3 protein-coding genes are annotated in these 3,993 nt (G+C 57.5%); all 3 read left to right on the top strand.

Annotation, left to right across the window (positions count from 1 at the left end; all coding sequences use genetic code 11):
• On the top strand, positions 1 to 1,775 hold a 1,775-nt coding region (gene tssH / locus DOU50_RS00985), incomplete at its 5' end, for a type VI secretion system ATPase TssH (RefSeq protein ID WP_148768545.1).
• 24 nt (positions 1,776 to 1,799) lie between these two features.
• Entirely contained in the window at positions 1,800 to 3,218 is a 1,419-nt protein-coding gene (locus DOU50_RS00980) for a serine/threonine protein kinase (protein WP_148768544.1), read from the top strand.
• A gap of 230 nt (positions 3,219 to 3,448) precedes the next feature.
• Positions 3,449 to 3,859, top strand: a complete 411-nt coding sequence (locus tag DOU50_RS00975; protein WP_228117491.1) for a hypothetical protein — start codon at positions 3,449 to 3,451, stop codon at positions 3,857 to 3,859.
• Positions 3,860 to 3,993 lie beyond the last annotated feature (134 nt).

The following is a 3,993-nucleotide window of genomic DNA, read 5'->3' as shown; positions in this document are numbered from 1 at the left end:
CGCTTATTAATGAAGTCCAGTCCAGCGCCACGCCGATCATTCTGTTTATTGATGAGATCCACACCCTGATTGGCGCAGGCGGCCAGCAGGGGACCGGCGATGCGGCAAACCTGCTGAAGCCCGCGCTGGCGCGCGGTCAGCTGCGCACCATCGGCGCCACTACCTGGGCGGAATACAAAAAGTACATCGAGAAAGACCCCGCGCTGACCCGTCGTTTCCAGACGGTGCAGGTGCACGAGCCGGACGAAGCGAAAGCCATTCTGATGCTGCGCAGCACCGTGTCGCCGCTGGAGACGCACCACCAGGTTCTGCTGCTTGACGAAGCGGTCAGCGCGGCGGTGAAGCTGTCGCATCGCTACATTCCGGCGCGTCAGCTGCCGGATAAAGCCGTTGCGCTGCTCGACACCGCCTGCGCCCGCGTCGCGGTCAGCCAGAGCGCGCCGCCTGCGCAGCTGGAAGACTGCCTGCGCCATCTTGCCGCGCTGGACGTGGAAATTGAGATCGCAGAACGCGAGGCGCGCGTCGGTGCCGGAGACGCTGAGCGCGTAGCAACGTTACGCGCCGAACGTGACGCGTATGAGACAAAACGCGAAGCCCTGTCCCGGCGCTGGGAAGAAGAGCGCAGTCTGGTGCAGGAGATTATCCGCCTGCGCGCCGCGCTGTTCGCGGCGGGCGAAGAAGATACCGCTGAGCTGCGCGGCAAGCTGACGGAACAGCAGCAGGCGCTGAACGCCTTACAGGGTGATGAACCGCTGCTGTTTGCGGCGGTGGATGAAAACGTGGTTGCCGCGGTGGTCTCTGACTGGACCGGGATCCCGCTGGGCCGGATGGTGAAAAACGAGATCGACGCGGTGCTAAACCTTGCCGACACGCTGAACCAGCGCGTTATCGGCCAGCGTCACGGTCTGGATCTGATTGCCCGCCGCGTGAAAACCTCGCGGGCGAAGCTCGACGATCCCAACAAACCGGTGGGCGTCTTTATGCTGTGCGGCCCGTCCGGCGTCGGTAAAACCGAAACCGCGCTGGCGCTCGCGGAGTCGCTGTACGGCGGCGAGCAGAACGTTATCACCATCAACATGAGTGAGTTCCAGGAAGCGCACACCGTGTCCACCTTAAAAGGTGCGCCTCCGGGATACGTAGGGTATGGTGAAGGCGGCGTGTTGACCGAGGCCGTGCGCCGCCGCCCGTACAGCGTGGTGCTGCTGGACGAAATTGAAAAAGCGCACCCGGACGTCCACGAAATCTTCTTCCAGGTCTTTGATAAAGGCTGGATGGAAGACGGAGAGGGGCGCCACATTGATTTCCGTAACACCATCATTATTCTGACGTCTAACGTCGGCACCGACCTGATTAGCGCCATGTGCGCCGATCCGGAGCTGGTGCCGGAGCCGGACGCCTTGAGCGGCGCGCTGCGCCAGCCGCTGCTGGAGGTCTTCCCGCCCGCGCTGCTGGGCCGTCTGCTGGTGGTGCCGTATTACCCGCTCAGCGACGAGATGCTGGGGCAGATTGTTCGCCTGCAGCTCAAGCGCATTCAGCGTCGTCTGGAAGAGAATCACAGCATTATTTCTGAGTTTGACGACAGCGTGGTGGAACAAATTGTTCAGCGCTGTACCGAGGTGGAGTCCGGCGGCCGCATGGTGGACGCTATTCTGACCAACACTCTGCTGCCTCAGATGAGCCAGATCTTACTTACCGCCAGCCGCAGCGACGAGCAGTACCGACGTCTGCACGTCACCTGCGAGCAGAGCGAGTTTCACTGTCAGTTTGCCGCGTAATAATCATCAAGAGAACTGTAAAAGATGACGGATAATGATAACAATCGGACTGTCCCAAACGCGCTCCCGGTCGGGTACCGCTTCAACGAGTTTGAAATCAAAGAGGTGATCGGCGGCGGCGGTTTTGGCATTGTCTATCGCGCGTGGGATCACCAGCTCGAACGCACTATCGCTATCAAAGAATTTATGCCTTCCTCGCTCGCCGTGCGCGGCGACGACATGACCCTGGTGCTGCGCAGCGAGCGCTTTGGCAAAGCGTTCTCCGCGGGCCTGAACAGCTTTATTCAGGAAGCGCGTCTGCTGGCGCGCTTTAACCACCCGAACCTGCTGCACGTCCTGCGTTTCTGGGTGCAAAACGACACGGCCTATATGGGGACGCTGTTTTACAGCGGCACCACGCTGTCGCGCCTGCGCGAAGAAAAGCCGGAGCTGATCAACGAAGCCTGGATCCGCCGCACGCTGCCGATGCTGTTCGGTGCGATCAAGACCATCCACGACGAAGGCTACCTGCACCGCGACATCTCTCTGGATAACATTCAGATCCAGGATAACGGCCTGCCGGTGCTGCTCGATTTCGGCTCCGCGCGACGCACCATCGGTAATCTCTCCGACGAAACGGAAACCATGCTGCGTCCGGGATTTGCGCCGATTGAGCAGTACACCGACGACAACGAAAGCGAGCAGGGCCCGTGGACGGATATTTACGCCCTCGGCGCGGTGCTGCGTACCCTGATTGTGGGTTCTCCGCCGCCGGTCAGCGTGGTGCGCTCTATTCAGGATACCTGCAAACCGCTGGTGGAAATCATGCCGCAGGGCTATTCCATTCCGCTGCTGCAGGCCATTGACCGCGCGCTGGCGCTGCACATGGAGGACCGTCCGCAGTCCATCGACGAGTTCGCCGCGCTGATAGAGATGCCGGTCGCCGGTATCAACGATGTGCTGACGGCGAAAAAGCCCGGCACGATGCTGGTACCGGTGGAGGAGGAACAACCGGCTTCGCTGCTCGACTGGCGCCGCTACAAGATCCCGGGCATGGTTGCCGCAGGGGTGCTGGTGGGTATTGTCGCCGGGGCGATGCTGTTCAGCGGCGGTAACGATACGCCTGAGCAGGCTGCACAGGCACCGGCAGAGGCGCGTTCGACCGAAACAGCCGCGAACGCGCCAGACGTGAAGCCGGAAACGGCGAAGGTGAGCGAGCAGGCGACGGCGCAACAGACGCCACCGCCTGTCGCGAACCCTGTTGCGTTGGTCTATATCCGCATCCTCGACGGCGAAACGCTGAAAGTGAACGGCGAGCCAAAAGCGCTGCGCCCGGGAACCAACGGCTATGCATCGCTCAAGCTGCCGGCCGGAGAGGCGAAGATTGAACTGCAGGGCAACGGAAGAACGCGTGGCCAGACGCTGGATATTGCCAAGCCGGGCACCTGGCTGGTGAATCCGTAGGAATTTAAACAGGAGAGACTATGGAAGTGTACGATCTTCGAAGCCAGAGGCTTCATCCAGGGAATGCGAGAAGATTGTCTCTCCTGTTTATGCGTTTTGAATTTAATCCTAACCCGGAGAGTTGAGTTGAAGCCAACATGTGCCTCCCCATTTTTGTAAATAACAATATCGGGCGTACGCAAAATAACCTCGCTCATTTAAATAGCAAATTATGGTATTTCTGGGGAAGTATGGATCTTCTCGCAATATTGCTTTATTGCGTGAATTCAGTTCGCCACGACAGAATTCCATTCATTTCTGATGCAAAAGCGTTTAGTGATTCGTTGCATTATTATGCAGGTGATGGTTTCAGCATTTTGGTCATGCTTTTTTTTGTGCTTGACTTACTTTTATTACTCTCTTTGTGTACTTCGGCCTGGTTATTCTTCAAGCGAAAGATCGGAGCGATTAAATTTGCCCTTGCTCAGGAATTATTTCGCTTGATTTCATTCAGATGTTCGGTCTCATTTTTCCCTCTTTTAGTAAGTATGTTTGATATTTCAAACATCTGGTTGAATGTAGGCTTATTTGTCACTTCAGAGTTACTGAAAATCTACTCTCTTGTTTTTTGGATGATCAAGAGGGAAAAGCCCCTTTCTTGAATGACGCTTTATCACAGATGCGAACCCCTTTTCTGCATCGCATAAGCTAGATGGAATAAAGATTATGCTCAACCGAATTACCGTTCAGCTCCCGGTGGAGGGGCTTCTGTTCTGGAAACTGACGGGCCGCGAGG

The sequence above is a fragment of the Enterobacter sp. C6 genome (assembly GCF_008122455.1).
GTDB lineage: Bacteria > Pseudomonadota > Gammaproteobacteria > Enterobacterales > Enterobacteriaceae > Enterobacter > Enterobacter pseudoroggenkampii.
Note: the sequence above shows the minus strand (reverse complement) of the source record. Positions and strands in the feature narration are given on the sequence as shown.